28 protein-coding genes and 1 pseudogene are annotated in these 24,062 nt (G+C 65.2%); 11 read left to right on the forward strand and 18 right to left on the reverse strand.

Features of this window, described 5'->3' with window-relative positions:
• Positions 1 to 3: 3 nt before the first annotated feature.
• From hemQ to hemE, 6 genes are all read right to left on the reverse strand, one after another.
• On the reverse strand, positions 4 to 681 hold the full coding sequence (hemQ, locus tag ACSU04_RS09350; RefSeq protein WP_439289210.1) for a hydrogen peroxide-dependent heme synthase: 678 nt from the start codon (positions 679 to 681) through the stop codon (positions 4 to 6).
• Positions 682 to 737: 56 nt separating this feature from the next.
• Positions 738 to 1,013, reverse strand: coding sequence for a hypothetical protein (locus ACSU04_RS09355; protein WP_439280170.1), 276 nt, complete (start codon positions 1,011 to 1,013; stop codon positions 738 to 740).
• The gene (locus ACSU04_RS09360) at positions 1,000 to 1,407 is read right to left on the reverse strand and encodes a phage holin family protein (RefSeq protein ID WP_439280169.1); all 408 of its coding nucleotides are present in this window, start codon (positions 1,405 to 1,407) and stop codon (positions 1,000 to 1,002) included. The genes ACSU04_RS09355 and ACSU04_RS09360 overlap by 14 nt, the downstream gene beginning before the upstream one ends.
• A gap of 1 nt (position 1,408) precedes the next feature.
• Positions 1,409 to 1,822, reverse strand: a complete 414-nt coding sequence (locus tag ACSU04_RS09365; protein WP_439280168.1) for a hypothetical protein — start codon at positions 1,820 to 1,822, stop codon at positions 1,409 to 1,411.
• A 124-nt stretch (positions 1,823 to 1,946) separates the two neighbouring features.
• Positions 1,947 to 3,458, reverse strand: coding sequence for a protoporphyrinogen/coproporphyrinogen oxidase (locus tag ACSU04_RS09370; RefSeq protein WP_439280167.1), 1,512 nt, complete (start codon positions 3,456 to 3,458; stop codon positions 1,947 to 1,949).
• The gene (gene hemE, locus ACSU04_RS09375; protein WP_439289211.1) at positions 3,455 to 4,495 is read right to left on the reverse strand and encodes a uroporphyrinogen decarboxylase; all 1,041 of its coding nucleotides are present in this window, start codon (positions 4,493 to 4,495) and stop codon (positions 3,455 to 3,457) included. Before hemE ends, ACSU04_RS09370 begins: the two co-directional genes overlap by 4 nt.
• 74 nt (positions 4,496 to 4,569) lie before the next feature.
• On the opposite strand from hemE, the gene ACSU04_RS09380 reads away from it, so the two are divergent.
• Both ACSU04_RS09380 and ACSU04_RS09385 read left to right on the forward strand, forming a co-directional pair.
• A complete protein-coding gene (locus ACSU04_RS09380; RefSeq protein ID WP_439280165.1) occupies positions 4,570 to 5,865 on the forward strand; it encodes a glutamyl-tRNA reductase in 1,296 nt (431 codons plus the stop codon).
• Positions 5,866 to 6,180: 315 nt separating this feature from the next.
• The gene (locus ACSU04_RS09385; protein WP_439289212.1) at positions 6,181 to 6,864 is read left to right on the forward strand and encodes an LppP/LprE family lipoprotein; all 684 of its coding nucleotides are present in this window, start codon (positions 6,181 to 6,183) and stop codon (positions 6,862 to 6,864) included.
• 29 nt (positions 6,865 to 6,893) lie between these two features.
• Here the strand turns inward: ACSU04_RS09385 and ACSU04_RS09390 are convergent, their stop codons facing one another.
• Positions 6,894 to 7,244, reverse strand: coding sequence for a HepT-like ribonuclease domain-containing protein (locus ACSU04_RS09390; RefSeq protein ID WP_439289213.1), 351 nt, complete (start codon positions 7,242 to 7,244; stop codon positions 6,894 to 6,896).
• Positions 7,241 to 7,684, reverse strand: a complete 444-nt coding sequence (locus ACSU04_RS09395; protein WP_439289214.1) for a helix-turn-helix domain-containing protein — start codon at positions 7,682 to 7,684, stop codon at positions 7,241 to 7,243. Before ACSU04_RS09395 ends, ACSU04_RS09390 begins: the two co-directional genes overlap by 4 nt.
• A 123-nt stretch (positions 7,685 to 7,807) precedes the next feature.
• On the opposite strand from ACSU04_RS09395, the pseudogene ACSU04_RS09400 reads away from it, so the two are divergent.
• The 4 genes and pseudogenes from ACSU04_RS09400 to ACSU04_RS09415 all read left to right on the forward strand — a co-directional run.
• Positions 7,808 to 7,903 (forward strand): annotated as a pseudogene (locus ACSU04_RS09400) (HhH-GPD-type base excision DNA repair protein); the annotation flags it as partial.
• Positions 7,904 to 7,993: 90 nt separating this feature from the next.
• Positions 7,994 to 8,758, forward strand: coding sequence for a methyltransferase domain-containing protein (locus ACSU04_RS09405; protein ID WP_439289215.1), 765 nt, complete (start codon positions 7,994 to 7,996; stop codon positions 8,756 to 8,758).
• Between the two features lie 5 nt (positions 8,759 to 8,763).
• The gene (locus ACSU04_RS09410) at positions 8,764 to 9,336 is read left to right on the forward strand and encodes an HhH-GPD-type base excision DNA repair protein (RefSeq protein ID WP_439289217.1); all 573 of its coding nucleotides are present in this window, start codon (positions 8,764 to 8,766) and stop codon (positions 9,334 to 9,336) included.
• Positions 9,333 to 9,755, forward strand: coding sequence for a DUF1801 domain-containing protein (locus ACSU04_RS09415; RefSeq protein ID WP_439289219.1), 423 nt, complete (start codon positions 9,333 to 9,335; stop codon positions 9,753 to 9,755). Before ACSU04_RS09410 ends, ACSU04_RS09415 begins: the two co-directional genes overlap by 4 nt.
• Position 9,756: 1 nt before the next feature.
• Here ACSU04_RS09415 and ACSU04_RS09420 read toward each other — a convergent pair whose 3' ends face one another.
• The 7 genes from ACSU04_RS09420 to ACSU04_RS09450 all read right to left on the reverse strand — a co-directional run bounded on the left by ACSU04_RS09420 (position 9,757) and on the right by ACSU04_RS09450 (position 15,094).
• The gene (locus tag ACSU04_RS09420) at positions 9,757 to 10,386 is read right to left on the reverse strand and encodes a hypothetical protein (RefSeq protein WP_439289220.1); all 630 of its coding nucleotides are present in this window, start codon (positions 10,384 to 10,386) and stop codon (positions 9,757 to 9,759) included.
• Positions 10,383 to 11,210, reverse strand: a complete 828-nt coding sequence (locus ACSU04_RS09425; protein WP_439289221.1) for a serine hydrolase domain-containing protein — start codon at positions 11,208 to 11,210, stop codon at positions 10,383 to 10,385. The genes ACSU04_RS09420 and ACSU04_RS09425 overlap by 4 nt, the downstream gene beginning before the upstream one ends.
• Positions 11,211 to 11,362: 152 nt before the next feature.
• The gene (locus ACSU04_RS09430) at positions 11,363 to 12,748 is read right to left on the reverse strand and encodes a glycine--tRNA ligase (protein WP_439289222.1); all 1,386 of its coding nucleotides are present in this window, start codon (positions 12,746 to 12,748) and stop codon (positions 11,363 to 11,365) included.
• Between the two features lie 89 nt (positions 12,749 to 12,837).
• Positions 12,838 to 13,503: a YdeI/OmpD-associated family protein gene (locus ACSU04_RS09435; RefSeq protein WP_439289223.1), complete on the reverse strand. Its 666-nt coding sequence runs from the start codon at positions 13,501 to 13,503 to the stop codon at positions 12,838 to 12,840.
• A 153-nt stretch (positions 13,504 to 13,656) separates the two neighbouring features.
• Complete coding sequence (locus ACSU04_RS09440; protein WP_439280153.1) at positions 13,657 to 14,067, reverse strand: type II toxin-antitoxin system VapC family toxin; 411 nt, start codon at positions 14,065 to 14,067, stop codon at positions 13,657 to 13,659.
• A 2-nt stretch (positions 14,068 to 14,069) separates the two neighbouring features.
• The gene (locus tag ACSU04_RS09445; RefSeq protein ID WP_439289224.1) at positions 14,070 to 14,327 is read right to left on the reverse strand and encodes a hypothetical protein; all 258 of its coding nucleotides are present in this window, start codon (positions 14,325 to 14,327) and stop codon (positions 14,070 to 14,072) included.
• Positions 14,328 to 14,404: 77 nt separating this feature from the next.
• Entirely contained in the window at positions 14,405 to 15,094 is a 690-nt protein-coding gene (locus ACSU04_RS09450; protein WP_439280450.1) for a GNAT family N-acetyltransferase, read from the reverse strand.
• A 229-nt stretch (positions 15,095 to 15,323) separates the two neighbouring features.
• Here ACSU04_RS09450 and ACSU04_RS09455 point away from each other — a divergent pair, with 229 nt between their 5' ends.
• The 3 genes from ACSU04_RS09455 to ACSU04_RS09465 all read left to right on the forward strand — a co-directional run bounded on the left by ACSU04_RS09455 (position 15,324) and on the right by ACSU04_RS09465 (position 18,602).
• Positions 15,324 to 16,637, forward strand: coding sequence for an ABC transporter substrate-binding protein (locus ACSU04_RS09455; protein ID WP_439280151.1), 1,314 nt, complete (start codon positions 15,324 to 15,326; stop codon positions 16,635 to 16,637).
• Between the two features lie 95 nt (positions 16,638 to 16,732).
• Entirely contained in the window at positions 16,733 to 17,677 is a 945-nt protein-coding gene (locus ACSU04_RS09460; RefSeq protein ID WP_439280150.1) for a carbohydrate ABC transporter permease, read from the forward strand.
• Between the two features lies 1 nt (position 17,678).
• Positions 17,679 to 18,602: a carbohydrate ABC transporter permease gene (locus ACSU04_RS09465; RefSeq protein ID WP_439289226.1), complete on the forward strand. Its 924-nt coding sequence runs from the start codon at positions 17,679 to 17,681 to the stop codon at positions 18,600 to 18,602.
• Between the two features lie 56 nt (positions 18,603 to 18,658).
• Here the strand turns inward: ACSU04_RS09465 and ACSU04_RS09470 are convergent, their stop codons facing one another.
• From ACSU04_RS09470 to ACSU04_RS09480, 3 genes are all read right to left on the reverse strand, one after another.
• Positions 18,659 to 19,138, reverse strand: a complete 480-nt coding sequence (locus ACSU04_RS09470) for an FAD-binding protein (protein ID WP_439289227.1) — start codon at positions 19,136 to 19,138, stop codon at positions 18,659 to 18,661.
• A complete protein-coding gene (locus ACSU04_RS09475) occupies positions 19,105 to 19,287 on the reverse strand; it encodes a hypothetical protein (RefSeq protein ID WP_439289228.1) in 183 nt (60 codons plus the stop codon). Before ACSU04_RS09475 ends, ACSU04_RS09470 begins: the two co-directional genes overlap by 34 nt.
• A 175-nt stretch (positions 19,288 to 19,462) precedes the next feature.
• Positions 19,463 to 21,268 carry a glycoside hydrolase family 35 protein gene (locus tag ACSU04_RS09480; RefSeq protein ID WP_439289229.1) on the reverse strand — a complete coding sequence of 602 codons (1,806 nt, stop codon included), beginning with the start codon at positions 21,266 to 21,268 and terminating at the stop codon, positions 19,463 to 19,465.
• 217 nt (positions 21,269 to 21,485) lie between these two features.
• Between ACSU04_RS09480 and ACSU04_RS09485 the strand changes: the two genes are divergently transcribed.
• Both ACSU04_RS09485 and ACSU04_RS09490 read left to right on the forward strand, forming a co-directional pair.
• Positions 21,486 to 22,523 (forward strand): LacI family DNA-binding transcriptional regulator, encoded by a 1,038-nt coding sequence (locus tag ACSU04_RS09485; RefSeq protein ID WP_439289230.1) that lies wholly within the window; start codon positions 21,486 to 21,488, stop codon positions 22,521 to 22,523.
• A 74-nt stretch (positions 22,524 to 22,597) separates the two neighbouring features.
• Entirely contained in the window at positions 22,598 to 24,037 is a 1,440-nt protein-coding gene (locus ACSU04_RS09490; protein WP_439289231.1) for an MFS transporter, read from the forward strand.
• Positions 24,038 to 24,062: the final 25 nt, after the last annotated feature.

A 24,062-nucleotide genomic window follows, 5' to 3' on the forward strand; every position in this document is an offset into this window, starting at 1 on the left:
TGCCTACTGGAGAACGTCCGCGATCTCGTCAAAACGGAGGCGGCGTCCCGTGTAGAACGGGACCTCCTCCTTCACGAAGCGGCGAGCCTCGGTGTAGCGCAGGTCGCGCATCAGGTCGACGAGCTCGGTGACGTCATCAGCCTCGAGCGGCAGGAGCCACTCGTAATCGCCGAGCGCGAAAGCCGCGACGGTGTTCGCGACGACGCCCGTGAACGCGGCGCCCTTGCGACCGTGGTCGGCGAGCATCGCGCGACGCTCCTCATCCGGGACGAGGTACCACTCCGGCGTACGCACGAACGGATACAGGCACAGCCAACCCTTGGGCTCGACACCACGCAGGAACCCCGGTACGTGCGCGCGGTTGAACTCGGCGTCACGGTGAACTCCCATGACGTTCCAGACGGGCAGAAGCGTGCGCAGGAGCTCAGTGCGGCGCAGGCGCCGCAGCGCCTTCTGCAGGTCTTCTGCGGTGTCGCCGTGCAACCAGACCAGGAGGTCGGCGTCAGCCTTGAGACCCGAGACATCGTAGAAGCCGCGGATGGTGACGCCGGAGTCCTCAATGTAACCGGAGATCGTCTCCAGCTCTGTGGCATCCGTCTCGATCACGGGCGCATCCGGGTTGCGGCGCCACACCGCCCAGAGAGTGAAGCCGGACGGGTTGTCTTCTGCTGCTTCGGACATGCATCCAGTCTGCCTCTTTCTGGAGGCAGGAGCGAATGCGTTGCAGTCGGGAGCAGTCAGCGCGCGAGCGTGCGGGCGATCATCCAGACGAGTCCGCCTGCGGCCGCAGCGATGCCGACGGCAGCAGCGACAGCAGCGACCGGGTTGCGGTCGGCGAAAGCGCGAGCCTTAGCTGCTCCCCGCGTGGACGCTTTCTCGATGCGCCGGGGAAAGTTGCCCTTGACCTCGATCGCGGCAAGCGCCGCCTTGAGCTCTGCACGAGCGGATGCCACGGGATCAGTGATCCCGGGGGCAACGGCGGTGCGGGGCAGGTTCTGGTCAGAGAGTGTCATCGCCGGCCTCCTTCACAAGTCGAATATCGGTCGCGACAGCCTGGCCAGGGTTCTCCCGGCGCAGGACCTTGCGGAACTTCAGCAGCCCCAGCACTGCACACACCATCAGGCAGAGCAGCAGCAGGCCGATCACCGCCAGCGCTGAGAGCCACACCGGCCACCAGGAGGACAGTCCGGCAACGGCGAAGACGAGAATCATCGGGATGAGCCAGAACAGGAAGAACAGCGCCACCAGGAACCAGACGCTGCCGATTCCGGCATCCTTCGCGGTGCGAGAGATCCACGTTTTGGCCGCGTCGATCTCGGCTTTGACGAGCTTGCTGACGAGGTCGGGCAGGTCGCCGAGCAGCGTCAGAAGGCTGTCGTCTGCACGGTCACGATATCCGCGGGCCATGTCAGTTGCCGCTCTTGCCGCTCGCTGAGCCTGCCGAAGGCTTCTTCGCCGCCGCCTTCTTCTTCGCGGCCGTTGCGTTCTTTTGGGCCTCGTCTACTGCGTCTTCCACCGCATCCTCGAGGTCAGATGCGACCTTCTTGCCGGCGACGATGGCGGAGTCGAGCTTCTTGCCGGGAGTGTCTGCGTTGCCGGCTGCCTTGGCGACCTTGACCAGGCCGGTCCAGACGGCACCGGGGACAGCCGCGGCCTTCTCACCGACGTAGCCCTTGACCTTGGCGACCTGATTCTGCACGGGGTCAAGGTGCCAGAGCTTCAACCACTGCGTCTTGATCTGTTCGTAGCGCTCACGTCCGGCGCGCGTGCCGAGTACGTATCCGACGCCGAGTCCGACGACGAGTCCGATCTTCCCCTTCATGGGGTCTCCTCACGTTGTTCCGGTCGAGCCGCTGGCGTAGACACCGGCGGCCAGGATTACCAGCGTAACGCCATATGCCGAAAACGGCATCGACACATCGGAGGCCTGGACAACCGGCGTGCGTTCAGTTCCAGAGCAAGGCGCGACGAAGGCGATCAGCCTCTTGCTTCGCATCCGGGATGACCTGTGCGAGGCCAGTGCCGGCCAGCCACGCACCCACAACGGCAAGACCGTCGACCTTCTGCACAGCAGCGCGCACCTCGCGTCGACGGTCCACCGCTCCGATGAGGGATGCCGGCTGCGACTGCGTGAACTGCGCTCGGTGTGAGGCGATGAGCGCTGACGCGGGTAGCGGCACCCCGAGCAGGGCCGAGGCCTCACTCAGCGCGAGGCGGGCCGCGGCATCATCATCGAGTTGAGCTGTCGCTGCAGGTTCACCTTGAGATCCGAAAGAGACCCGCACGACGTGCCGATTTCCCGCGGCTTCGCGCAGCCACCCCCACTTCGCCGTGGCGTGTGTGAGTGCCTTGGCGGTGTGACTGCCCGGAGCGGTCAGCACGCCGGTGCCGCGCGGCGCAGCATCCAGTGCGGGCGCGTCGAGCAGCAGGCTCACGATCTCGATCTGTGGGGCGTCACCGGCGTCGCCGAGCCCGCCGACCTGACCGGCCAGGAGCGCGCGGGCGCTGGGCTCTGCGGTCGCGATGATGACAGCATCCGCCCAGAGCGTCTCGATGACGGCCTCCGGAGCGGGCTCTGGTGCGTCCTTGGGAGCGGTCTTGGCGTCTTCTGCGCCGTCGGACGGCATGGGACAGGAGACCGTCCAGCCGTCGCCCTGGCGCTCGAGCGCATTTACTTCCACGCCAGTGCGGATCACGCCGCCGAGCTCGATCAGATCCGCAGCCAGCGCATCCACGAGTGTGCTCATGCCGCCGGCCAGCGCCTCGACTGCGGATCCAGGTGCCTTCTTCGCCCCGCCGGTGCGATCCGCGAGCAACTGGGCGACGCCGCCAGAGAGCGATCCGGCACGGGTGAGGGCCTCATTGAGCCCGGGGACAGCGATCTCCACGTCGACGTCATCGGGGTGCGCCGAGTAGACCCCTGCTGTCACTGGCGCGACCAGCAGGTCACGCACCTTGTCGCCCATCCGCGTCGCTACGAGCTTTCCGAGACTGTGTTCCTTGCCGATGGTCAGCGGCGGACGCAGACGGTCGACATACGCACGCCACGCGCCACCCCAGCCGATGATGCGGCGGACATCGTCAGCGAACGGATTCGCGGGGATGCCGAGAAGACCACCCTTGGGCAGCGGTGCCGCGTCCACGCCGGGGGCACCGACCAGCCAGGCACCCGCCGGATTCGGGGTCACGATGAGATCAGTCAGGCCGAGCTCCGTGAGCATCGTGCGCACGTGCCCGCCGCGAGTCGCGTAGCTTTCGGCGCCAGCATCCACCACCACGTCGTCGAGCTCAGCGCGACGGATCGCACCACCAAGAGCGGAGGATGCCTCGATGAGAGTCACCCTCATCCCGACCTTGACGCACTCACGCGCTGCAACAAGCCCGCCGATACCGCCACCGATGACGACGACGTGGCGCTGAGCTGCACGGGATGCGAGATCGGCTGCCTCTTCGGTCATGCCTGCGCCCCCTCCGAGCGCGCGTGCACCAGCTCAACGATGCGGGTCAGCTGGGCCGGGTCGGTCTCGGGTGGAACACCGTGGCCGAGGTTGACGATGTGAGCGCGAGCGGCACGACCGCGCTCCAGCACGTCAAGCACGTGCGCTTCGAGCACGTCCCACGGCGCGGACAACAGAGCCGGGTCGATGTTGCCCTGCAGCGTGACGTCGGGGCCGAGAATACGGGCCGCTTCGTCGAGCGGCTGACGCCAATCGACGCCGACAGCGGATGCGATGCCGCCCAGGCGCATGTCATCGAGGAAGGGCCCTGTGCCGACGCCGAAGTGGATCACGGGGACGCCGAGGTCGGTGACCGCGGCTGTCGAGTGTGGCGCGATGAAGGTGCGGTAGTCGGCGGGTTTGAGGGAGCCTGCCCACGAGTCGAACAGCTGCAGGGCCGCAGCTCCCGCATCGCGCTGCGCTTCGAGGAATCGTCGAGAGACGCGCGCGAGCCAGCCGGCCAGACGGTTCCAGGCCTCGGGATCGGTGTGCATCATGGCGCGGGCACGCAGGTGCTCCTTGGAGGGTCCACCCTCGACCAGATAGGCGGCCAGGGTGAACGGTGCACCGGCGAAACCGATCAGTGGGGTGTCACCCAGCTCGGCCGTGACGATGCGCACGGCCTCGGTGATCGCGGTGGTGTCGAGCGAGTCGGGGTCGATCGCGGTGATCTTGTCGACGTCGGCACGGGTGCGCACCGGCTCTGCGAACACCGGGCCTCGGCCAGGCTCGATCACGACATCGACGCCGGCCAGCTTCAACGGGATGACGATGTCGCTGAAGAACACCGCAGCATCGACGCCGTGACGGCGCACGGGCTGCAGCGTGATCTCTGCCGCGAGGTCAGGGGTGAGGCAGGCATCCAGCATCCGAGTGCCGACGCGGAGCTCTCGGTATTCCGGGAGCGAGCGGCCGGCCTGACGCATGAACCAGACGGGGGTCAGCTCGGGTCGATCTCCGGCGAGCGCGCGCAACAACGGGGCGTGAGAGGAAGGCATGTCGACATTCTCCCATTCAGTCGCGAGAACCGTCCTTTCAGCTGGCTCTTTGGTACTCGACGTAAGATGGTGGCGTGTTGCTGTGTGTGACGGCGAGCCACAAGACCGCCTCCTTTGAAATGCTCGAACGACTGAGCCGCACCCCTGATGACGTTGCGCCGAACCTTCTGCGCATCGCTCCATGCGTACAGGGTGCTGTCGTCGTGTCGACATGCAACCGATTCGAGGCCTACGTCGAGGTCGATGAGCCACTGACCGCTGCCGGAGCTGTGGGCGTCGAAGCGGTGCTCGAGGCGATCGAGCAGTCAGCCGGTATCCCCGCCTCAGAACTCGACGGCGCCTACACCGTGCACTCCGGACGCCGCGTCGCCGAACACCTGTTCGCCGTGGCATCCGGACTGGAGTCCGTCGTCTCCGGCGAGGGCGAGATCGCCGGCCAGGTGCGCCGCGCGCTGAACGCGGCACGCAAGGACGGCACCACCTCGCCCGAACTCGAGCGACTGTTCCAGCGCGCAAGTCAGGCTCAGCGCAAGGTCAAGAATGTTACGGCCCTCGGCCGCGCCGGCCGTTCCCTCGTGCGACTCTCGCTCGAGCTGGCCGACAGCCGCATCGCGGACTGGTCTGCCGAGCGCGTACTGCTGGTCGGCACCGGTGCCTATGCCGCCGTCACACTCGCCACCCTGCGTGAGCGCGGCGCCACGAACATCTCCGTCTATTCGCCGTCTGGCCGCGCCGAACTCTTCGCGAAGAAACATGACATCGCTGCGGTCGCCGAAGAGGACTACGCCCGTACGGCATCGCTTTCGAGTCTGCTGATCACCTGCACGACGGCGACCGAGCCGGTTCTCGGCCCGGAGCATTTGCAGGCACCGACCGGCCCCGTGCCAGCGGGATGCCCGATGGGACAGCATTCCCAACTCGTGATCGACCTCGGCATGCCCCGCAACGTGGACCCCGCGGTCGCCGGTCTCGAGGGTGTCGCGCTACTGGATCTCGAGACCATTCGTCTGCACGCGCCACTCGAAGAGCTACAGGCGACGGATGCGGCGCGCTCGGTGGTTCGCGAAGCCGCCGACACATTCAACGTCGTCGGCGATCGCCAGAGCGTCACCGGGTCGGTTGTCGCATTCCGCTCGCACATCTTCGCCCTGATGGAGGCCGAGATCGATCGTGCGCGCGCCCGCGGCGACGAAGACGGCAGAGTTGAGCAGGCCATGCGGCACCTCGCGGGTGTTCTGACCCACACACCGACCACGCGCGCTCACGAGCTGGCCGCCGAAGGACGCGGCGATGAGTTCACCACGGCTCTGGAAACGATCTACGGCATCGCTCCGGCAGCAGCGGACGCCACGGCATCCAAAATCGCCTGAGCACGCCGCCTCCAAGACTGAGACGGCTTGATCCGCGTGTTAACGTGGCAAGGTTGTCCGCCAACACCTCGGAGTGATCCTGTGCCGTTAAACGCAGCCCTGTCCCGCGTCCTTACACTTCTTGTAATCGGTGCCGCATCTCTTGGCCTCACGGCTTGCGCGCCTGCGACTCCCGAAACAACCTCGGCCGCGAATGTGCCCGCGACCCCGACTGCGTCCGCGTCGCCGACGCCAACCGTGGCACCAGAGCCGTCCGCCGAAGATGCCACTGGTCGCTGGTGCCCCACGGCCGAAAGCCCGACCGAAGAGCTGTGCGTGACAATCGCTCTACCCAACGCAACGTACGACGACGGCACCGTCGCGAACATTGCCGAGCACGGTTCCCCTTCATCGCTCGAAAGCGGCGGCTTCGGGTTCTCCATGATCGGCGCCCCGTTCGGCGACTACTATCCCGCCGGTACCGAGCTCCCGGGCGGCACCCCCGAGTACTATCCCGGCGCCGATCTGCCCGACACCGACCGCATCTGGAACGGCCAGACCGCCGTTATGCTCGTGCGCGCGGAGGCTCCTGAGATCACCGCCGATACCTGTGCGGATGTCACCGGCGCCCAGGCTGTTGCTGCGGCATCGGCTGGATTGCCCACCGCGCCATCCGGTGCCTGGGATGCCCGCGACCTCATGGGATGGGCCGCCGAAACCTATGACGCCTGCGCAACCCTTTCGTGGGCCGTTGTTCCGCTGACCGACTGCTGCCTCGCCGGCTTCCCGTTCGCAATCATGCTGTTCCACGAGGGTGAGTACACCGGCACCGCCACAGAAGAGATCTACGGTCGCATGCCTCAGGTGACTCGCACCGCCGATGATGCAATCGAAGTCACCTGGGAGTGGGTGCCCGATGGTGGCTCAAGTGCTGGCCCGTTCGATTCCGCCACCTCGACATTCACCTGGGATGACGGCGAGGTCGCCCGCGAAGGGGACCTGCCGCCGATCTCGTTCTGACGGGTTCGTCCAGCGATGCAGAGCTGTGGTCAATCATCGGTCACTTCGGCGAGGATCGATGCGATCGCTGCACGCACGCGAGGAAGATCGACGTTGAGTGTGGCCCACACCGCGTCGTAATCGGTCGCCTCGTAGTGATGCGCGAGCCGATCGCGCATGCGCTTGATGCTCGACCAGGGCACCCGCGGGTTCGCGACGATCGTTTCATCGCTCAACCGCGCGACATTCTCACCAACCTTGATGATGATCGATTCGGCCGCAAGCCCCGGTGTATTGAGATCATCCGAGACGTACCACTCGCGGCCTCGACCGGCGAGCCGCATGCCGTTGTCGCACAACCGCACGATCTCACGCAGCGACCGTTCGTCCCTATCGCTCACGCGGCCACCGCTGACCGGAGGATCGGATGATCAGCGGGGAGCCCTCCGTCTGTGACCACGTCGACCGGAACCCCGAGCAACTGTTCGGCGGCGAAGGAGAACTCAGCGATCGTCAGCAATCCGACGTTCGGCGAACGGGTGACAAGAATATCGAGGTCGCTCTGCGTGGTGTCCGTGCCCTGCCCGGCTGAGCCGAACACTCGCACGTTGTTCAGCCCGTACTCCGCAGCGAGCTCCTTTAGTGCGTCACGATGCTGTTCGAGCGCCTCATGAGGCAAGGGGCGCATGGCCGACCGCAATCTATCGACCATTGCCTTCGACGGATTCCGCCGCCCAGACTCATAAGCAGCGATGTTTGGCTGCGCAACACCGCTGCGCGACGCGAGCTGCGCTTGGCTGAGCCCAGCTCGCTCGCGCAACTCGCGCAACATTTCGCTCATATCATGATGATATCGCGCCGATGGATTCCGGGAAAGGGGGCCAATGTCCTGCAATCTCCACCTCCGGAGACCAGCCCAGTCGCGAGGCTGGCTCGTCCAGCGTCGATGCGAGAGACTATGGGCATGGCCCTTCACCTCACCGGAGACACCGCCGCCGACACGCTGCTCACCGACAACCCGCTGGCTCTGCTGGTCGGGATGCTGCTGGACCAGCAGGTGCGCTAACCATGCGGTGAGCGTGACTCCCCCGAACCGCGTCAGCGCACACTCTGACACAGTCGTGAGAGCATGGGCGCCCAGGAGGCCCGAATGACACAGGAGTTGTACTCGGACGCGAGACTGTACGATCTGCTGTTTCCGGCGGACGAAGCGGCAGTCAATTTCTACCGCGCCGAAGCCGACGGCAAGGGAGGGCGCGTGCTCGAACTCGGATGCGGCACGGGGCACAAGCTGATACCGATCGCGGCCGATGGGCACCCGAGCGTCGGACTCGACCTGTCGCCGGACATGCTGGCCGAGGCGCGCCGGAAGGCCGATGAGCGAGGCGTGTCAGTCGAGTGGCTGCAAGGCGACATGCGCGACTTCGACCTGGGCGGCGAGTTCGACCTCATCTTCATCGCGGCCAACGCCCTGCTGCACCTGCACGACGCCGACGACATCGTGCAGTGCTTTCGCGCAGTCAGGCGGCACCTCGCACCTGGCGGGCGATTCGCATTCGACGTCTTCAATCCGAACGTGCGGCTTCTGGCTGGCGCCGACGGGATGCGGCGCCCGCGCACCTCTTTTACCGATCCCGACCGCGGCGACGTCCAGGTCGACGTCGACGACGCCTACGATGCCGCCGCGCAAGTGACTCGCGGAACGTGGTACTTCTCGACAGACTCGGAACCCGACTTCCAGAAGGTGTCGCTCGAGGTGCGGAGCATCTTCCCCCAGGAGCTGCCAGTACTTCTCGAACACGCCGGACTCCGGCTGGTCGAGCGCTTCGGCGGCTGGGATGGCGCCCCTTTCGCAGCGGACTCGCCAATCCAACTCTGCGTCGGCGCACCGACATCCGGTCGTGAGAGAGGATAGAACGCATGGCCCTGCACATCACCGGAGACACCGCCGCAGATACGCTGCTCACCGACAACCCGCTGGCGCTGCTGGTCGGGATGCTGCTGGATCAGCAGGTGCCGATGGAGACCGCGTTCGCCGGTCCACTCAAGATCGAGCAGCGCACCGGTGCAGTGGATGCCGCAGCCATCGCCGGCATGGATCCCGAAGCTTTCCTCGAGGCGTTCAAACAGACGCCGGCTGTGCATCGATTCCCCGGATCGATGGCCGCACGGGTGCAGACGCTCTGCCACGAACTCGTCGATGAATGGGGCGGGGATGCCGCGGCACTGTGGACGCAGGGCAACCCGGACGGCGCGGAAGTGCTGAACCGTTTGAAGAAGCTGCCAGGCTTCGGCGAGCAGAAGGCGAAGATCTTTCTCGCACTTCTCGGCAAGCAGTATGGCTTCACGGGCGATGGCTGGCGCGAAGCATCCGCTCCCTACGGCGAGGAGGGGTCGCTGCGCAGCGTCGCCGACATCGTCTCACCGGAGTCGCTCACGAAAGTGCGCGAGCACAAGAAGGCGATGAAGGCCGCCGTGAAGGCGGCTAAGTGAAACCCACCGGCGAAAGCGTCGGCGCGTTCATCGCGGCCGTCACGCCCGAGCGCCGACGGCGGGATGCCGAGACGCTGACGTCTCTTCTTCAGGAGATCGCTGGTCGCGAGCCGATTCTTTGGGGCACGATCATCGGGTTCGGCAGCTGCCACTACCGCTATCCCACCGGCAGCGAAGGCGACATGCCCGTCCTCGCGTTCGCCCCACGCAAGAGCGCATCGACGATCTATCTCGACAGCACCGACCGGCACAGCGACGCACTCGCCCAGCTCGGCCCGCACACGGTCGGCAAGGGATGCCTGTACATCAAGGACCTCGAGAAGGTCGATCTGGACGTGCTCCGCGGCATCCTGGTTCGCACGCTCGCCTGGACCGAGGCCGGCGGCGACGGCTACGCTGCCATCACCCTCACCGGTTAAGTCAGCGAGTCCACTTCGCACGGAGGCCGAGCACGATCGCAAGCGCCCCGAGCAATGCGATTCCGACCCCGGGGACCTCGTAGAGCATCCGGGTGACAATGCCGAGCGTTCCGTCGCCCGCTGAGAACAAGCTCAATGCTGCGCTCGAGGCGGCTGATGCCGCCAGCACCAAGGCGGGTGCCCAACTCCAGTGCCGAGGCAGTGCATTCGCGATTCCGATCAGAATCACAGCGGCGACGGTGAGTACCAGCACAACGGCAAAATACGGGAACATCACTGCGATCCACGCGTCTTCCTCGGCGTATGGATTACCCGGGTCGCTCGGCACAAGGCTGCTGAGGTAACCGGCTGCGAGAGGACTCGCGAACACCAACTGCAGCACCGTCACGATCGTCGCCAACGGCCGTCGACCGGTGATGCTTCCGGCGCGGCCGAACCCGATCACCAGCACGAGCACTCCGACAGCCCAGAACACGTCGTTCCAGTAATGGAACTGGGCGAGGTCGAAGCGTGCGACGAAGCCGACCAACGCGGTAAGCAGCAGCAGTGCTCCGCCGGTCACCCACGTGCGTCGGCGAGAGCGCGCGTCTCGATCCGCGGCATTGACGACGGTCATGGGCTCGTCGATCATGGTCTCGCGTGCGTCCCGTACCGTGCGACGATTTCATCGGTGAGCGGCGGCCAGATGCGCTTATGCTCCTCGCCGAAGGCCACCCCCGACAGGAACGCTGCGGCCAGGTTCCGGGAGCGGTCGATGAAAAGAAAACTACCCTGCCCTCCGAAGTGTCCCGCCGTCTCTGGTGCGAACGAGTCGCTCAGCCAGTGCGGGCTCTTCGTCCCCTTGAGTTCGAACCCCAGACCCCACTGGTTATCGTCGAATGAGCCGTAACCGGGAACGACTCCCCGCAGCCCTGGCCGCGAGACCATGAGGGCGAGGTCACGGAGCGCTGTGGGGATCAGCGTAGGCCGCAGCACCTCACGGCCGAAGATCAGCAGATCAGCGATCGACGCCCGGTAGCCGGCGGATGGGCGCCCGGTCACATCAATATCGCGCATTCCGAGCGGCTGCGCGACCTCGCGAGCCATCCAATCGGAGAACTCCATTCCGGCGGCGGCCGCGACGTGCGCACCGAGCGCGTCGAAGCCGGCGTTCGAATAGATACGACGTGTATCCGGGGATGCCTGGATCTGCTCACCCTCGAAGGGCAGCCCGCTGGTGTGATCGAGCAGGTTGAGCAGCGTCGATCCCTCGGGCCCAGCGGGCTCATCAAGGTCAACGAGCCCGCGTTCGACGGCGATCAGCACGCCCCATGCGCTGAGCGGCTTACTCACCGAGGCGAGCGCGAGCGCGGCGTGCGGATCACCCTGCACAGCGATGGTCTCGTCGGGGCCGGTGACCCCGACGAGGGCTGTATGCGGGAAGCCGTCGGTCGCGGCGAAAGTCGTGGTCTCCACGCTTCTATCGTCCCATGCCACCGAATGCGCAGGTCTCGGATTCAGCGTTCAGCCGGCCGCCTGGACCTTCGGAGCGGATGACGAAGCTGACGGACCCGTCGACATGATCGGCGTGCTCATCCCTGCTACTGCCCTCGCGGTGACGAACCGACTCAGGCGCCTTTCAGACGCTCCGCAAGGTAGTCGTTCAGCGCGTCGACGGGGACGCGCTCCTGCGCCATCGTGTCGCGGTCGCGCACGGTGACCGCGTGGTCATCGAGCGAATCAAAGTCGACCGTGACACAGAACGGCGTGCCGATCTCGTCCTGACGACGGTAGCGGCGGCCAATGGCACCGGCATCGTCGAAGTCGATCGCCCAGCGGCCACGCAGCGAGTCGGCGACTTCACGCGCCAGCGGCGACAGTCGCTCATTGCGCGACAGCGGGAGCACGGCAACCTTGACCGGAGCCAGACGCGGGTCGAGCTTGAGAACCGTGCGGGTGTCGGTGCCACCCTTGGCGTTGGGCACCTCTTCCTCGACATAGGAGTCGACAAGGAACGCCATCATCGAACGCGTGAGACCGAAGGACGGCTCGATCACGTACGGCGTGTAGCGCTCGCCGGATGCCTGGTCGAAGTACGACAGGCTCTGACCGGATGCCTCGGAGTGACTGTTGAGGTCGTAATCCGTGCGGTTGGCGACGCCCATCAACTCGCCCCATTCGGAGCCAGCGAAGTTGAAACGGTACTCGAAGTCGATGGTGCCGGCCGAGTAGTGCGCACGCTCATCCTCGGGAACGTCGAACTGACGCATGTTCTCGGGGTTGAGGCCAAGGTCCACGAACCACGCCCAGCACGCTTCGACCCAGTGCTCGAACCACTCCTGAGCCTCGGCCGGCGGAACGAAGAACTCGATCTCCATCTGCTCGAACTCGCGAGTGCGGAAGATGAAGTTTCCGGGGGTGATCTCGTTGCGGAACGCCTTGCCGACCTGGCCGATACCGAACGGCGGCTTCTTGCGGCTCGCGGTGAGCACGTTCGCGAAGTTCACGAAGATGCCCTGCGCAGTCTCGGGGCGCAGGTAGTACAGGCCAGATTCGTCATCGACGACACCGAGGTAGGTCTTCACCAGGCCAGAGAAGGCCTTAGGTTCGGTGTACTGTCCCTTGTTGCCGCAGTGCGGGCAGGGAACATCAGCGAGACCGTTCTCAGCTTTACGTCCCTTGCGGGCCTCGAACTCATCGACGAGATTGTCGGCGCGGAAGCGCTTGTGGCAGTTCAGGCACTCGACGAGCGGGTCGCTGAACGTCGCGACGTGGCCAGACGCCTCCCACACACGCTTGGGGAGGATGATCGAGGAGTCCAGACCCACCATGTCACCGCGTCCGCGGACGAAGCTCTGCCACCACTGGCGACGGATGTTCTCCTTGAGCTCGGTGCCGAGAGGACCGTAGTCCCACGCTGAACGCGAACCGCCGTAGATCTCACCTGCTTGGAACACGAACCCGCGGTGGCGGGCGAGGCTAATGACCTTGTCAAGGCGGGACTGTTCGGCCACGGTGGCTCCAATGGTCGGAAGAGGGTGGATTGTTTCCGCGCGCGCACATGCCGCGGCATCCTCCATCTTATCCGCGCCACCACATCGGTTCAGCCCTCGACGGATGCCGCCGCAGCGGCAGCGCGCGTCAGCCAGGCCGGATCCTTCCCGACCCGCGCAAACGAGACGAGCCGCCCCGCCGCGCTATCTACGACCAGCTGCCCGGCACGCGAGATGCGGGTCTCGGGACGCTTGGCCGTCGCGATCCAGTGCCGCACAGTCTTGCGGTACCCGGGCGTCGCTGCATCGAGGAAGGCCTGCGCTGCGCCCGACGAGCTGAGCACCGCCTGCACCTCGGGTTCGAGCTCCGCCTCGTCGTTCTCGTGCGAGTAGGTTCCGGTGCGTGCGGCGCTGCGCGCTTCGAACGCGGCGAGACCCGCAGGCGTCATCCGTCCGTCGGCGATGAGCCGCTCGACGTGCGCGATGTTGATCTTCGACCAGGTGCTGCCCGGCTTTCGAGGTGTCCAACGCTGCCGTCGGCGATCGTCATCGATGGGCTGCGAGAGAGAATCGATCCATCCGAAGCACAGCCCCTCGGGAACGGCATCCGCCCAGCTCAGACCACGGTCGGCGACGCGGGCCTTGCGCTGCTCCATCCACAGTTCCGTCGCGGTGGAGTGATGACGCTCCAGCCACGCGCGGAACTCCACCGCGTCGCGGAAGAACACGGCCGGCTTCTCGACCGACCCGCCGGGCTGCCCCATTGCATCATCCATGCGGTTCAGGATGCCACGAACGTCGGACAAACGAACCTCGGACAATCCACTCAGCACGCGCATAGGCCCACAGGCGAAGGTGCGCTGAGTCGTCATTCCAGCGCGAGAAGTGGCATTTCCTCGGAGGTCATCCGTCTATGAAACCAGAAGACGTCACGACGGCATCCGCGGGGCGATGCCGATCTCCTCGGAGGCTGTCGCCAGGCGCTCGTCGTAGGTCCACATCTCCTGCGCGCCGACGGCGATCGCAGTGGCGAGATGAATCGCATCGAGGGAGCGGAGCATCGGCGGACCGATGATCCGGGCGCTCTCGACGACCGCCGACACCATCGGCGCAAACGCGATGTCCCCCATCGCCAGGTCGAACGCTGTATTCAACGATTGAAGGCTCATGGCGTCGATGCGTCGGCGCATACTGCGCCCCAGTTCCACTCGGGTGAGGGCGGACGAGATCAGCCCGTTCCCCTCAGCCACCGCCCTGCTGATCGCGTCGCGCAGTGCCTCGGATTCATCTTCCTGGAACACACGCTTGAGTACGGCGCTGGTATCGAGATAGATCAGCATCCTCAGACCCGGTCGTCACGATCAAGCAGATCCGCTGTGGACAACCCATCCGGCAGCCGCAGAGCAGGCGTGACTGGCCGGTACACCCGCTCCGGCAGAGTCACCCACTCCGGGTAGGCGGGCGCGCGGACAGATCCGGAGATGCCCAGGTGCTCGTCGACTGCGAGCCGAAGGATCTCCTGCTGACTCAAGCCCGTGCGCTCGGATTCCGCGCGCAACGCGACGACCGCATCATCCCTGAGCCGTAAATTCATCGCCACGAATTAATGGTACCGCTTATCGCAAAAAGTGGTACCGCCTCACGCGTCACCCACCTGCGGATGCCGCGGCACTCGACTCAGGCAGTGAACAGATATCCCCGCGCGACGTCGAAGCCGGCGATGCGCAGACCGCGGCCGAGCAGCTCCTCCATCTCACCGCGCAGGCGCAGGCGCCATTCGTGGGCCGCGGCCGGATCCGTCTCGCGCATCTTCTCGACGTCTGCGGGAATCTCTAGCGTGGCCTCGACAGCTCCGTCTGCCGGCGGCTTGGCGATGTCGGCGAGCGCCCAGCGGACATCGAGCCGGTCGCTCTCATCTCCCGCGTCTCCGCCACCGAAGATGCCGTAGTTGTTGACCGCGTAGCCGGTCACGCGTGCGCCGAGCACGGTGAGGAAGAAGTGTGCGTTACGGGCAACGAGCGGATCAAACGTCCACGTGATGTGTCCGACACCGCGCGAGAACGCCCACTGCCGCTGATGTTCCTTGAGCTCGCGCCCCCAGCCCCGCCCACGGTAGCCGGGCAGCAAGGCGGTGATGTGCGAGTGCATCGAGCGCTGGTCGGGGGCGCCGAAGAAGGCGACCGACGCACCGACCATCTCGTCCTCACCGGATTCATCGTCGAAGAGTCCGACGACGTAGTTGCCGGACTGCTCGAGAGCGCGCAGGGTGCCGGCGTCGACGACGCGCTCCGGCCCGCGGATGGCGTCCAGCAACGACTGCGCTTGGAGGATGAGTTCAATGGTGTCGAGTTCACGGATGCTTCGCACAGTCACAGTCTGCCCCTTCACCGGCCGCTACCGGAAACCACCTCTGTCGCTCTACCTTCCGCGTTCAGAATGTCAGCGCACGACACCAATGAATAACAGTTCAGACACAGCCAGGCCGGGCGCGCTTGTGAGCGCAAACATTTCGGGGTTTAATGGTTCACGGACGCGGATGTCTCACGGCATCCGCTCTGACAGTCAGTCACATGACCCTCAAAGGGGAGAACACTTCATGGCAACCAAACGAATCACGCGCACCGCAGCCGTCGTCACCGTCGGCGCCATCTCGGCGTTCGGTCTCGCAGCATGCAGCTCGGCCGACGACACCGGCAGCGACAACTCCGCAGGCGAATCGATCACGATCGAGTACATGCACCGTCTCGACAACGGCGCCGACATGACCACGGTCGCTGAGATCACCGAGCGCTGGAACGAAGAGCACCCCGACATCCAGGTCAAGACAACCAAGTTCGACGGTGCTGCGACGGACATGATCCTCAAGCTTGAGACCGACGTGAAGGCCGGCAACGCACCGTGCCTCGCCCAGGTCGGCTATTCCGAAGCCCCTCAGCTCTACGTGAAGGGTCTCCTCGCAGACGTCACGACCGAGGCGGAGAAGTACGCAGACAACTTCTCGGCTGGAGCCTTCGCCGGCATGCGCGTCGGAGATGTCATCGTCGGCCTGCCTCAGGACGTCGGCCCATTGGTCTACTTCTACAACGAGGCAGAGTTCGAGGCCCTGGGCCTTGAGGTTCCAGCCACGATCGAAGAACTCACGGCGGAGTCGGCCACGGCAGCAGCCGCAGGCAAGTACCTCACCGCGTTCTCCGCGGACGAGGCCACCCACTGGCTCGCCGCGCAGTCCGCTGCAGCCGGCGACACCTGGTTCTCCACCGAGGGTGACGAGTGGGTCGTCAACACTGAGGGTGAAGGCTCACAGACCGTCGCCGCGTTCTGGCAGAACCTGCTCGACACCGACCAGACACTGAAGGCCGACCGCTGGGGCGAGCCATTCACGATCGCCCTCAACGACAGCAGCCTCATCGGCCACATCGGCGCCGCGTGGGAGGCGGGCTTCCTGCTCGACTCGCTCGATGGCACCCCGGCCGAGGGCCAGTGGCGCATCGCGCAGCTGCCCGACTTCGGTGCAGGCCAGCAGACCGGCCCCGACGGCGGCTCCGGTGTCGCAGTCCTGAACGGTTGCGAGTACCCGGCCGAGGCCATGGAGTTCAACAACTGGTTCAACACGCAGATCGATGACCTCGCATCTCAGGGTCTCGTCGTCGCGGCCGCGGGCACGCCAGCGACCAGCGAGAAGATGCTCCGTCAGTTCGGTGGCCAGGAAGTGCTCGAAGAGCTCGCTACTGCTACCGCAAACATGAACCCGGACTTCCCCTACGCTCCCGGATTCTCGACCCTCGCGGCGATGAACGAGACTGCAGCGGCTGTCGTCGCAGGCGACGCGCAGGTCGCGGACATCTTCACCACCGCCCAGAACACCGCGGTCAAGTCGCTGACAGACCTCGGCCTGCCGGTAGCCAAGTAATTTCCCCCGCTCTCTGAGCACGCAGTTCCGGCGGAGGACACGACGATAATGTGTCCTCCGCCGGACTTATTTCTTTCGAAAGGTGAGATCACGTTGTGACCACTTCCGCTGAGACCATCGGCCCACGGCCGCGCACGAGAAAGGGATTCCGCACGCGACAGGAAGCGCGCAACGGCTGGCTCTTCATGGCTCCGTTCGCCGTCCTGTTCATCGTGGTGTTCCTGATCCCGATCATCATTTCGGTCCGATCAGCGTTCTTCGCGCAGGTTCCAGCGGGTGGCGGTCTGTTCGGTGGCGGCGAGCTGGTCGACACCTTCGTCGGCTTCGACCAGCTGATCGCGGCAGCAACCAACGGCGCCTTCTGGGGCGGCATGGGGCGAGTCGTCATTTACGCGGCATTCCAGATCCCGGTGATGATCATCCTCGCCCTCGCACTGGCGCTGCTACTGGACTCGTTCATCGTTCGACGACCGGCGGTCTTCCGGCTCGCCTTCTTCCTCCCGTTCGCGATCCCCGGCGTGATCGCGGCAATGATCTGGCTGTACATGTATACGCCCGAGGTCTCGCCGTTCATGCAGTTCCTGCCCGAAGGCACGAACTTCATGGCCCCGACCACGATCCTCGCTTCGATGGCCAACATGACCACCTGGACCTACACCGGGTACAACATGCTGATCTTCCTCGCCGCGCTCCAGTCCATCCCGCGCGAGCTGTACGAAGCCGCGCGCCTCGATGGCGCCAACGGCTTCCAGATCGCCACGAAGATCAAGGTCCCGATGGTGCGCGGCGCCGCGCTACTGGCGATTCTGCTGTCGATTATCGGCACGGTCCAGCTCTTCAACGAGCCGGTCATCATGGAGGGCGCGAACTCCTGGATGGGCCTGGACTACACGCCGATGATGCTGACCTACAACTCGATGATGGGTGAGATCTCGCCCTCGGGCAGCGGTCCGGCATCCGCTTATTCCCTGCTGATGGCGATCATCGCCGGGGCTCTCGCCGTCATCTACTCATTTGCGCAGCGCAAGAAGGCGAACTGACATGAGCACCACAAAACTGATCACCGCGCCCGCGACAAAGCGCAAGCCGCCCAAGGCGTCTCCTGCGAATGCGGACATGCCGCCGCGTTCCGTCGCCCCCAGTCCGGTCGCCAAGACCTTCGGAATCATCGCGCTCGTCGTCGCGCTGCTGTATTTCCTGATGCCGGTCTACTGGGTCATCGTGGCGTCGACGAAGAACAACGCCGACCTGACCAACACCTTCGGATTCTGGTTCGCGAACTGGAACCTGGACACCAACTACGACAGCCTCATGAGCTGGACGCAGGGCATGTTCTGGCGCTGGGTCGGCAACTCGATCCTGTACTCGACCATGGCAGGTGTCATCGGCACACTTTTTGCGATCATGGCCGGATACGCGATCGCGAAGTTCGTCTTCCCCGGCAAGAAGATCGCCGTCAGCATCATCATGGCGGGCCTGCTGTTGCCGGTCGCCCTCCTCACAGTGCCGCTGTACATGGAGTTCCACGCCCTCGGGCTGACGAACACCATGTGGGCGATTATCATCCCCTCGGCAGTGTCTCCGTTCGGCGTCTTCCTCGGAATGGTCTACGCCGAATCCTCCGTGCCGACCGAGCTGCTCGAGGCCGCGCGCATCGACGGCGCGAGCGAGGGCCGGATCTTCTTCACCATCGTGCTGCGTCTGCTAACTCCGGCGATGGTGACAATCTTCCTGTTCGTCTTCGTGGCCACCTGGAACAACTTCCTGTTGCCGTTGATGATGATCTCCAGCTCGGAACTGAAGCCAGTGACCCTCGGCCTCTACGGCATGATGAGCTACTTCGCTCCCGACAAGGGTGCGGTCATGCTCGGCGCCCTGCTGGGCGTGATCCCGCTGATCATCCTGTTCTTCAGCCTGCAGCGCTTCTGGCAGTCGGGCCTGGCCGCAGGTGCAGTCAAGGGCTAATCCCGTCCGAATCGGCCCGCGAGCCGAGCATCCGATAGGCGACCGCCGTCAGATTCCTACGATGCGTCATCGATGGCACCGGCATCGCACCTCGCGAACGTCACCTCGACGGGCGCATCGAGACCGCCGGCGAAAGGGTTCGCCAGAACCATGGTCGAGCTGATCTCCTTCGGTGCGGTGCGCATGAAACGCGACCAGGCAGGCACGAGCTGCTCTGCCCGGTCGGCCGGGAACGTGAGAGCGGCGAACATGAACGTCGGGGCCGGGTGCGCTTCGAATTCGAAGGACGCCCCGATGCCGTACGCGCCACCACCACCGCGCAGGGCCCAGAACAGCTCGGCGTGATGTGTCTCGTCGACGACGATCACCTCACCCGCCGCGGTTACCAGCTCGGCTGCGCGGAGATGATCGAGAGTGAGGCCGTGCTGGCGCACGAGCCATCCGATTCCGCCGGAGAGCGTCAGGCCGCCGACGCCGACATCTGCGGTATCCCCGGAGGAGATCACCAACCCGTGTGGCGCCAGTGCGTCTGCCACCTGCTGCCAGCGATATCGGACGGACGCAACACAAGCGATGGGTTCGCGAACGCGAGCGCCGTGCGCGCCGCCTGGGCGTAGTCCGGCGAATCGGGTGTGACGATCGTGCCGGTGAAATCCTCGAGCTGTTCGTCGCGTGTTGCAGGCATGGGGTCTTCTCCTTCAATGTCCGCCGTGTGGCGGTTCATGAAGGAGACGTTCGTCGCCCCCAAAGTGTGACCAATTCCCCTATTTACGCCCGCGAGACTTCACTCATGTCATCGAAATCCGTCAGAACGATGACATAGGCGAAGTCTCGCGGGCTGTAGGAGCGTGGGACCGGCGTCAGGAGCCGATGAACTCCTCGGTCGGACCGAAGTTCGGCTGTTCGCGCACCTCGACTGTGGAGCCGAGGCCGTCGGTGTCGAGCACCACGATCTCGTTGGCGCCGGTCTTCCACAGCGGAGCCGGTGCGTACAGCGTCTCCTGCGGCCCGACCTTCCAGTAACGACCGAGCAGGAAGCCGTTCAGCCAGACCATGCCCTTGGTGCCGCCAGGGAACGCGAGCCAGGCATCCGCCGGAGTCTCGACCACGATCGAGGCGCGGGCGACACCGTCGGCGGCGAGGGTTTCAGAAAGGGCAGGGGTTTCAGAAAGGGCAGGGACGCCGGTAGCGCTCGGGGCGTCGAGCGGCAGCGCGCGGTGCGACCACCCGTGCACGTAGCGACGGTTGTTGATTCGCACCCCGCGCATGATTCCCTTGCCCTCACCGGTGTACGGCCCGTAGTTGATGCGGCCGAGGCTTTCGACCACGATCGTCAGCTGTGCCCTGCGGGCGCCGCCGGGAAGTATCAGCGAGAGCTGACCGTCGCGCTCGAGCGTGCCGAGACGCTCACCGTCGATGAACACTGTCGCGCGGTCGTGCAGCCCATCGACGTTCACCGTCGCATCCGAGGGGACGTCAATCTGCGCCTGGTAGACGACGATGCCGTCCTCCACGCCGAGCTGTTCGAAAGTCTGCGGCATCGCGGTCATCTCGCCGACGCTCGGCAACGTCTCGACGAGCTCACGCAGGGAGATCGTCGGGTTCAACGCGACCGTCTGTGCGGGCTGGACCGGGGCGGGTGCCGGACGATCCGGCAGTTCACCATCGTGGAACGGAGCGAACGCGGCGCGCAGCGCCTCGAACTTGTCGTTCAGTGCACCTGCCTCTCCGATTGGTGCATCCGAGTCGTAGCTGGTGATGGTCGGCTGGAGTGCGACGTCATAATTGGCGCCGTTCCAGAGCCCGAAGTTCGTGCCACCGTGTGCCATGTAGATGCTGACGGAGCCGCCGGCCGCAAGCAGTTCGTTGACGGTGCCGACCATACTCTCGGCCGAACGCACGTGGTGCTGCTCGCCCCAGTGGTCAAACCATCCGCCCCACAGTTCGCTGCACATCAGCGCGTCGTTGGGCTTGCGCAGCTCGTCGGCCGTCGCGACCCCGGTGCCGAAAGTGAAGGTGGGCAGCGCACCTTCGATCGAGCCGTGCGTGATCATGTCTGTGGTGATGCCATCAGCTGTGGTCAGCAGTTCCACGATTCCCCGCGAGAGCAGCGCATCGCGCTGGTGCTCGATGTATGCGTGGTCGCTGCCGAACGAGCCGTACTCGTTCTCGATCTGCACTGCCACGATGGGGCCACCGTATGCCGCCTGCAGTGGGACCATCCGCGGGATCAGCTCGTCGTACCAGCGGTCGACGGCTGCGAGGTACTCAGGGTCGCTGGTGCGCAGCGCGCTCACGCGTCCAGTCAACCAGTGCGGCAAACCGCCGTTCGACCACTCGGCGCAGATGTAGGGGCTGGGGCGGAGGAACACGTCCAGGCCCACCTCGCCGGCCAGCCGGATGAACTGCTCCAGGTCGCGCCAGCCATCGAAACGGGGCTCACCTTCGATGCGCTCGTGGAAGTTCCAGGCCACGTATGTGTCAACCGTGTTTGCGCCCATAGCGGCGAGGCGGCGCAGGCGGTCTTCCCACTGGTCGGGGTGCACACGGAAGTAGTGCATCGCTCCGGCGAGGATGCGGTGCTGACGGCCATTGCGGATGAGTTGGCCATCGCGCCAGGTGATCGCCGGGTCAACGCCCGGGGAAGGCGAGAATGCGTGATTCATCAGGGACTCCTGCGTGACTATCTCACTCCGGAGCGATCCGAAGGGTGAATGGATACCTGCCGCGTGCGCCCGCACACGACGCATCTGGAGAGCTCATTCGTCCCGAGAGGCGTCACTGCGCGGTTCGGCATGACAAAAACTGTTTGCGTTCACATTATCGCACCATTGGAGGAAATGAAGCTCGCCCTGAGTCCGCGTGATCGCTAGCATGGGACGCATGTCTCCCCGCCGGGCTCCCGTTGATCGCGCTCCCAATCAGAACGACGTCGCCCGTGTCGCCGGCGTCTCGGCCCAGACCGTGTCCCGCGTCATGTCGGGGCAGAGCAATGTGCGCCCCGAGACCGCTCGCAAGGTGCTCAACGCGGTGGAGGAACTCGGCTACCGGGTTCACGCCGCCGCTGCTTCACTTGCCTCAGGTCGCACCCGCATTCTCGGGGTCATCGTGCTGAGCACGAACCGCTATTCGACCGCAGCCCTCGGCGTCGGCATCGAGCGCGTGGCCGCGGATAACAACTTCACCGTAACCACGGCATCCGTCTCAGATCACGCCACGATCGAAGACATCCTGGCGGCCTTCGACCGTCTGGAACGGCAGGGTGCCGAAGGCGTCATCCTGGGAGTGCCAGTGTCGCTGGATCACCCAGGGATGAGGGCGCGAACAGAACGCACTCCTTCGACACGCAACGTGCGGGTCTCCCCCGAGGAAGACGCCGCGTTCGCTGTGGACCAGACTGAGGTCGCCCGCCTCGCTGTCGAGCATCTGCTCGATCTCGGTCACGAGACCGTATGGCATGTCTCCGGCGACGAATACTGGACGGAGAGCGTCCAGCGTCGGGAGACCTGGGAGCGTGTGCTGCGAGAGCACGGCATCGAGCCTCCACCCGTCATTCCCGCCGACTGGACTTCAGAATCTGGATATCGCGCCGGTCGTACGATCGCGGCGATCCCCGGCGCCACCGCGGTCTTCGTCAGCAGCGACGAGATGGCGTTCGGTGTCATCCGCGCACTGCACGAGGCCGGTCGCCGCGTACCAGAAGACGTCTCGATCGTGAGCGTCGACGACATTGCGTTGGCTGCGTATGCCTCGCCCGCACTGACGACGGTGCGACAACCATTCGAAGAGGTCGGCGCGGCCGCTGCACGTCGCGTCATCGCAGAGATCGAAGGCACCGAGCCACTGGGCGATGTGCCGAGAATCGAGCCGACCTTGATTCTGCGCTCCTCCACTGCACCGCCGAGCCTGCACCAGGACTGATTCCTGATCGCGGTACGCCGGGAAGAACAGGGGCGATGGCCCCCACCTCGTCACGGCGCCGATAGCCTGACGTAATGGGAGACGACGACGAGAGAGCCAGAAAGCGACTCTCCCGTTCTCCGAACCGGGGTCTGACGGTTGCCGTGCTCGCCTTCACCGGCCTGGCCGCATCGTTCATGTTCACTCTGGTCGTCCCGCTCCAGGCTGAGCTGCCGACACTCCTGAACGCCTCGCGCGAAGACACGACCTGGGTAGTCACGATCACGCTGCTGGTCGCTGCGATCGCGACCCCCATATCGGGGCGCCTGGGAGATATGTACGGCAAGCGCCGTGTCATCGTCGTGCTGATGATGCTGTTGATCGTCGGCTCAGTGATCGCAGCACTTTCCACCTCCATCGTCGGCGTGATTGTCGGTCGCGCTTTCCAGGGCACGGTCACCGGCGTCATTCCACTCGGCATCGCGATCATGCGCGACGTCCTACCGGCGAACCGATTGGGAACGGCGGTCGCGCTGATGAGCGCAACCATGGGTGTCGGCGGAGCGCTCGGGATGCCACTTGCGGCCTACCTGGCACTCAACGCCGACTGGCACTCTCTGTTCTGGCTCGCTGCAGGGCTTGGTGTCATCGGACTCGTGCTCGTGTACCTGTTTGTACCGGAAGACGTGCTGCTCTCACCCGGTCGCCTGGACGTACTCGGCGCGATCGGGTTGGCGATCGGCCTCAGCGGTCTGCTGCTGTATGTGTCGCGCGGAGCGGAGTGGGGGTGGACCTCACCGATCGGCCTGACGCTCAGCATCGGCGGCGTGCTCGTGATGCTGCTGTGGGGCTGGTATCAGTTGCGCACAAAGGACCCACTGCTGGATCTGCGCGTCGCGGCGCGACCCGCCGTGCTGTTCACGAACATCGCTGCGATCGGGATGGGCTTCGCCCTATTCTCGTCCAATGTGACGTTCCCGCAGATGCTGGAGCTGCCCGTCGAAACCGGCTCCGGCTTCGGGCTCGACATGCTCACAGCGGCGTTCATCGTGATGCCCGCCGGCATCGTCATGATGCTGATTTCGCCGCTGTCTGGCTGGCTGGAGCGCACAGTCGGTCCGCGGCCGCTGTTCACCGCCGGTGCCGCCGCGATCGTACTGGCCTACGTCTTTGTGCTCATCTGGTCGACCGAGTGGATGCACATCTTCATCGCCAACGCGATCATCGGCGTCGGCATCGGATTCACGTTCGCCGCCATGCCGATGATCATCATGCGCTCAGTGCCTGCCAACGAGACCGGGGCCTCAAACGGCCTCAACGCCCTGTTCCGTTCGGTCGGAACGTCCAGTGCCTCAGCCGTCATGGGGGGAGTGCTCGCCTCGATGAGCGTCAAAGTCGATGGCGTCGCAGTACCGACTCGTGAGGCCTTCGACGTCTGCTTCTGGCTTGCGATCATCGCCGGCGCCATCGCCCTGGTGCTGTCATTGTTCATCCCGAAGGCCCCCGCCGCAGAGCGGCATCCCTCCCTGCGCTAGCACCTCTTCCCTGCTTGCGAGTGGG

The sequence above is a fragment of the Microbacterium sp. A84 genome (assembly GCF_051842815.1).
Taxonomy (GTDB): Bacteria; Actinomycetota; Actinomycetes; order Actinomycetales; family Microbacteriaceae; genus Microbacterium.

Bases quoted from the DNA above. Each gene is read 5' to 3' on its own strand.
- ACSU04_RS09370 (WP_439280167.1), bottom strand. From the start codon at position 3,458: ATGACCGAAGAGGCAGCCGATCTCGCATCCCGTGCAGCTCAGCGCCAC.
- hemQ (WP_439289210.1), bottom strand. From the start codon at position 681: ATGTCCGAAGCAGCAGAAGACAACCCGTCCGGCTTCACTCTCTGGGCG.
- ACSU04_RS09455 (WP_439280151.1), top strand. From the start codon at position 15,324: ATGGCAACCAAACGAATCACGCGCACCGCAGCCGTCGTCACCGTCGGC.
- ACSU04_RS09360 (WP_439280169.1), bottom strand. From the start codon at position 1,407: ATGGCCCGCGGATATCGTGACCGTGCAGACGACAGCCTTCTGACGCTG.
- hemE (WP_439289211.1), bottom strand. From the start codon at position 4,495: ATGCCTTCCTCTCACGCCCCGTTGTTGCGCGCGCTCGCCGGAGATCGA.
- ACSU04_RS09465 (WP_439289226.1), top strand. From the start codon at position 17,679: ATGAGCACCACAAAACTGATCACCGCGCCCGCGACAAAGCGCAAGCCG.
- ACSU04_RS09410 (WP_439289217.1), top strand. From the start codon at position 8,764: ATGGCCCTGCACATCACCGGAGACACCGCCGCAGATACGCTGCTCACC.
- ACSU04_RS09420 (WP_439289220.1), bottom strand. From the start codon at position 10,386: ATGATCGACGAGCCCATGACCGTCGTCAATGCCGCGGATCGAGACGCG.
- ACSU04_RS09355 (WP_439280170.1), bottom strand. From the start codon at position 1,013: ATGACACTCTCTGACCAGAACCTGCCCCGCACCGCCGTTGCCCCCGGG.
- ACSU04_RS09435 (WP_439289223.1), bottom strand. From the start codon at position 13,503: ATGGATGATGCAATGGGGCAGCCCGGCGGGTCGGTCGAGAAGCCGGCC.
- ACSU04_RS09405 (WP_439289215.1), top strand. From the start codon at position 7,994: ATGACACAGGAGTTGTACTCGGACGCGAGACTGTACGATCTGCTGTTT.
- ACSU04_RS09440 (WP_439280153.1), bottom strand. From the start codon at position 14,067: ATGCTGATCTATCTCGATACCAGCGCCGTACTCAAGCGTGTGTTCCAG.
- ACSU04_RS09480 (WP_439289229.1), bottom strand. From the start codon at position 21,268: ATGAATCACGCATTCTCGCCTTCCCCGGGCGTTGACCCGGCGATCACC.
- ACSU04_RS09395 (WP_439289214.1), bottom strand. From the start codon at position 7,684: ATGAGCGAAATGTTGCGCGAGTTGCGCGAGCGAGCTGGGCTCAGCCAA.
- ACSU04_RS09365 (WP_439280168.1), bottom strand. From the start codon at position 1,822: ATGAAGGGGAAGATCGGACTCGTCGTCGGACTCGGCGTCGGATACGTA.
- ACSU04_RS09475 (WP_439289228.1), bottom strand. From the start codon at position 19,287: ATGCCTGCAACACGCGACGAACAGCTCGAGGATTTCACCGGCACGATC.
- ACSU04_RS09485 (WP_439289230.1), top strand. From the start codon at position 21,486: ATGTCTCCCCGCCGGGCTCCCGTTGATCGCGCTCCCAATCAGAACGAC.
- ACSU04_RS09490 (WP_439289231.1), top strand. From the start codon at position 22,598: ATGGGAGACGACGACGAGAGAGCCAGAAAGCGACTCTCCCGTTCTCCG.